The following is a 4,498-nucleotide window of genomic DNA, read 5'->3' as shown; positions in this document are numbered from 1 at the left end:
CCCATGAGGTCTTGCGCGCCTTAGTGTTTCGTCAGTGTTTCTGCCGGCAGGGCTGTGGTCGCCTTGCCGTTGCTGGTGCTGTAGGTAGTAGTCGCGGGCGCAGGACGGCGGCCGCGGCGCGGCGGGCCGAGCGCAGGGCCCCCTCGACGGTGTTGGTGTCCCGGTGGTCTCCGCACACGTACAGGCCGGCCAGGACCCGGACGGTGCGCCGGTTGTCCTGCGGCGGGGGCATGGCGGGGACGGCCTCGGGGGTGTGGTGGACGGCGAGCAGTTCCCAGTCCCGGGTCGCGGTCTCGTAGAGCCGGGCCAGGCGCGAGGCGACCGTCCGGGTGGGCGGTGGCGGGCCGAGCACGGTGGTGGTGACCAGGCTGCGGCCGGCCGGGGCGCGCGTCGGGTCGACCGCGCTCATCACCGCCGTGTGGGCGACGGGCCAGTCCGGGTCGCCGTCCAGGAGCAGCGAGCCGTCCCAGGCGAGCGGGGTGGTGGTGGCGTGGTGCATCACGGTCACCTGGTGGAAGGCGGGCACGCGCAGGCCCGGGAGCAGTGCGGCGGCGGCCCGGGCGCCGGTGGCCAGGACGGCGGAGCGGCCGCTGAAGTCGCCGTGCTCCTCGGTGGTGACCAGGTTGGTGGCGAGGGAGCGGACCCGGACCCCGGTCCGTACGGTGCCGGGCGGCAGTGCGGCGGCGAGCAGTCCGGGCAGGGTGGCGGCGCCGCCCTCGGGTACGGCGAGCCGGCCGCGCGCGAAGGTGCGCAGGGCCAGGTCGGCGACGCGGCTGGAGGTGCCGAGTGCGGGGTCGCGCAGGAGCGCGGCGAGGAGCGGGCGCAGCGTCGTACCCAGGCTCCTGGAGCTCAGGGCGGCGTGCGCGGTGCGCTCGGGGCGGGCCATGAGGCGTTCCTCGGGCAGCGCGGCGAGGCGGGCGAGCGCCGCGCCGATCCGTGCCTGGTCGAGGGAGCCGCTGGTCAGGGCGCGGGCCGGGGTGAGGGCCCCGGCGCGCAGGGTCCTGCCGTCGCTGTGGACGAGGGCGCCGGGTGCGAAGGGCTTGAGGACCAGGCCTTCCAGGCCCGGGGTGCGGGCCGGTTCGGTGTAGGCGGTGTTGAGGAGCTGGCCGATCCGGTCGAGCCGGAAGCCGTCCACGATCTCGGTGGCCATCCGGCCGCCGGGGTCGTCTGCGCCCTCCAGGACGATGACCGTGACTCCGGCCGCGATCAGGTGGTGCGCTGCCGCGAGTCCGGAGACTCCGGCTCCTACGATGACCACGTCCGCATGGTGTGCGTGTGTGCTGTTGAGCACGTGCCCCTCCCCGAGGTCGGCCCGGCTGTGTGGGGAACCTCCTTCCCCCAACGGGCTCGAGCGGAACCCGAGTTGGGCATGCCGTTACGGGTAATGCGGTCAACTCCGGTCGCACGGCGGTCGCATTCGGCTCACGGATGGTCGCATGCGTGCGCCGGGGCGCTCCCCCCGGCGCCCCGGGGCTTTCAGGCCCGCAGCACCGGGTGTTTCAGGCCTCCAGCGCGGCCCTGATCGACTCCTCGATCCCCGGGTACCGGAAGACGAACCCGGACTCCAGCAGCCGGGCGGGAAGCACCCGCTGACTGCCCAGCACGTCCTGGGCGAACTCCCCGAGCACCGCGCGCATGACCGGCGCGGGCACGGCGAACACCGCCGGGCGGTGCAGGACGCGGCCCATCGCGGCGGTGACCTCGCGGTTGGTCAGGGGCTCGGGGGCGGTCAGGTTCACCGGCCCGGCGAGGGCCGGGGTGTCGATGATGTGGCGCAGGGCGGCGATCTCGTCGTGCATCGAGATGTGCGACCAGTACTGGCGGCCGTTGCCGAGGCGGCCGCCGATGCCGGCCTTGAAGATCGGGAACAGCTTCCCCCAGGCCCCGCCCTCGGCGGCGACGACCAGTCCGGTACGGGCGAACACGGTCCGGACCCCGGCGTCCCGGGCGGGCGCGGCGGCGGCCTCCCACTGCACGCAGATCTCGGGGAGGAACCCTTCCCCGGCCGGGGAGCCCTCGTCGACCGTCCGGTCTCCCGTGTCGCCGTAGTACCCGATGGCGGATCCGCAGACGAGCGTCGCGGGCGGCTCGTCCATGGCGGCGACGGCCGAGGCGATGGCGGCCGTGCCCTTCACCCGGCTGTCGCGGATCCGCCGCTTGTAGGCGGCCGTCCAGCGGTGGTCTCCGACCCCGGCCCCGGCGAGGTGCACGACGGCTTCGCACCCGGCGAGCCCGGCCGGGTCCACGTACCCGCGCGCGGGGTCCCACCGCGCCTCGCCGGGCCCGGCAGGCTCCCTCCGCACGAAGCGGACGACGTCGTGTCCGTCGGCCTTCAGTGACCGCCCGAGGGCGCTGCCGATGAGCCCGGTGGCACCGGTGACTGCGATACGCATGGCCCCATCTTGGCAGTGGGCCCGCGCCGGGGACCCGTTCGGCCCCGGACCGGCGTCGGCCGGAATCCGGCTCCTCCGGCGTTCGACGAGCGGGACCCGGGGCGGAGCCCGGGGCGGAGCCCCCGAGCTCGGGGCGGCCCCGAGCACCCGTGCGACCCCGCCCGGTCAGGTGGCTGCGCCCAGCCAGGTGCCGACCGCGTAGGTCACCGCCATCGCCAGGGCGCCGCCGCCGACGTTGCGCAGGACCGCCCGGACGGGAGGCGCCCCGCCCAGCCGTGCGCTGATCACCCCGCACAGGGTCAGGGACAGCAGGACGGCCACCACCGTCACCGGGACCCGCTGCGACGCCCCCGGCAGGACGATCGCCAGCAGCGGCAGCAGCGCCCCGACCGTGAACGCCACCAGGCTCGCCGCCGCCGCGTGCCAGGGGTTGGCCAGCTCGTCGGGGTTGATCCCCAGCTCCACCCGCGCGTGCGCCCGCAGCGCGTCCCGCTCCGTCAGCTGCTCCGCCGCCTCCCGGGCCACCGGCTCGCTCAGCCCCCTGCCCACCAGCAGCCCCGTCAGTTCCTCCAGCTCCTCCTCCGGCGACTCCTCCAGCTCGCGCCGCTCCGCGTCCAGCGCCGCCTTCTCCGAGTCCCGCTGGGAGCTGACCGACACGTACTCCCCTGCCGCCATCGACAGCGCGCCCGCCAGCAGCCCGGCGACGCCCGCCGCCAGGATCGCCGACCGCGAGGTCGTGGCCCCGGCGACACCGACGACCAGGCCCGCCGTGGAGATGATCCCGTCGTTCGCACCGAGCACCCCCGCGCGCAGCCAGTTCAGCCGGGTACTGATCTCCGCGCTCTGCGCGTGCGCGCCGCTGTCCGTTTCCGTCACGCCACCACTGTCGCGGCCGCCGCCGGACGGAGCCACCCGGCGTGCGCGCCTTCGGCGCCGGGATCAGGGTGGAGGGGTGAGAAGCCGACGCGAGGAGCCGGGCTGGCTGCGTGGGGCGCCGCCACCGCGCTGGGCCCGCCTCGCGCCAGCGGTGGCCCTGGTGGTGCTGGTGTTCGTGCAGCGCATCACCCCGGGCGATGTCGAGCTGGGCTACTTCCTGGCCGGACTCCCCCCGGTGGCCGCCTTCGCCTACGGGGCCACCGGGACGGCGGTCTTCGCCGCCGTGGTGCTGGTCCTCATCGGCCTGCCCTCGCTCGGGATCGCCCACGCCCAGGGCTCCGACCTCGCGACCGTGGCGGTGATCGGGCTCCTCAGCGTGGTGGTCGCCTGGGTCAGAAAACGCCGCGACGCCCAGCTGGTGAGCGTGCGCACCGTCGCGGAGGCGGCGCAGCTCGCGGTCCTGCCGCCCGTCCCCGAACGGGTCGGCGCGGTCGGCTGCGCGGGCCTCTACCGGGCGGCCCAGCAGGGCACCCTGGTCGGCGGCGACCTGTACGACGTACGGGTCGGCCCCTACGGCGTGCGCGCGCTGATCGGCGACGTCCAGGGCCACGGCCTGGCCGCCGTAGGCACCGTGGCCTCGCTGCTCGGCGCCTTCCGGGAGGGGGTCCTGGACGACGCGGAGCTCACGACGGTGGCGGCCCGGCTGGACCGGCGGCTGCTGGCGGACTCGGCGGCCGAGTCGGTGGCGCACGCGGAACTCTTCGCGACGGCGGTGCTGCTGGAGTTCCCGCCCGGGATGGACCTCGTACGGATCGTGTCGTGCGGGCATCCCCCGCCCCTGCTGCTCCGGGGTTTCACGGTCTCGGAAGTCGACGTGGACCCGGGGCCTCCGCTGGGCCTGGGCCTGGCCGGACCCACCCCGGCGGCGCCGGCCGAGCTCCGTGTGCTCCCCGGGGACCGGCTCGTGATGTACACGGACGGCGTGACGGAGGCCCGCGACGCGGCGGGGAACTTCTACCCGCTGGCCGCGCGCGTGCCCGTGCTGGCGACGGATCCGGAAGGGCTGGCCCCGGCGGTGTGGCGCGACTTGCGGTCCTTCAGCGGGGGCGGTCCGCGCGACGACGTGGCTCTGCTGGTGCTGTCCCCGGCCCTGTCCCCCTCCCGCTCCGGGGACCCGGAGCGGGAGCCGGCGCCGACGCGCCCGTCGAAGGCGTCCTGGAGGCCACGGT

General features: G+C 75.8%; 4 protein-coding genes. 1 reads left to right on the top strand and 3 read right to left on the bottom strand.

Features of this window, described 5'->3' with window-relative positions; all coding sequences use genetic code 11:
* Positions 1-31: 31 nt before the first annotated feature.
* The 3 genes from ABZY57_RS32075 to ABZY57_RS32065 all read right to left on the bottom strand — a co-directional run bounded on the left by ABZY57_RS32075 (position 32) and on the right by ABZY57_RS32065 (position 3,269).
* On the bottom strand, positions 32-1,291 hold the full coding sequence (locus tag ABZY57_RS32075; RefSeq protein WP_356517955.1) for an FAD-dependent oxidoreductase: 1,260 nt from the start codon (positions 1,289-1,291) through the stop codon (positions 32-34).
* A 208-nt stretch (positions 1,292-1,499) separates the two neighbouring features.
* Positions 1,500-2,393 (bottom strand): TIGR01777 family oxidoreductase, encoded by an 894-nt coding sequence (locus ABZY57_RS32070; RefSeq protein ID WP_356517953.1) that lies wholly within the window; start codon positions 2,391-2,393, stop codon positions 1,500-1,502.
* Positions 2,394-2,558: 165 nt separating this feature from the next.
* Positions 2,559-3,269, bottom strand: a complete 711-nt coding sequence (locus ABZY57_RS32065; RefSeq protein WP_356517951.1) for a VIT family protein — start codon at positions 3,267-3,269, stop codon at positions 2,559-2,561.
* A 76-nt stretch (positions 3,270-3,345) separates the two neighbouring features.
* Between ABZY57_RS32065 and ABZY57_RS32060 the strand changes: the two genes are divergently transcribed.
* A partial coding sequence (locus ABZY57_RS32060; RefSeq protein ID WP_356517949.1) for a PP2C family protein-serine/threonine phosphatase occupies positions 3,346-4,498 on the top strand: 1,153 nt, incomplete at its 3' end.

Origin of the sequence: Streptomyces sp. NPDC006450 (assembly GCF_040612195.1) — a bacterium.
Taxonomy (GTDB): Bacteria; Actinomycetota; Actinomycetes; order Streptomycetales; family Streptomycetaceae; genus Streptomyces.
The sequence above is the reverse complement of the archived record's forward strand: the minus strand, read 5'-3'. Positions and strand labels throughout refer to the sequence as shown.

Coding starts and splice junctions, on each gene's coding strand:
- ABZY57_RS32070 (WP_356517953.1), bottom strand. CDS start 2,393: ATGCGTATCGCAGTCACCGGTGCCACCGGGCTCATCGGCAGCGCCCTC.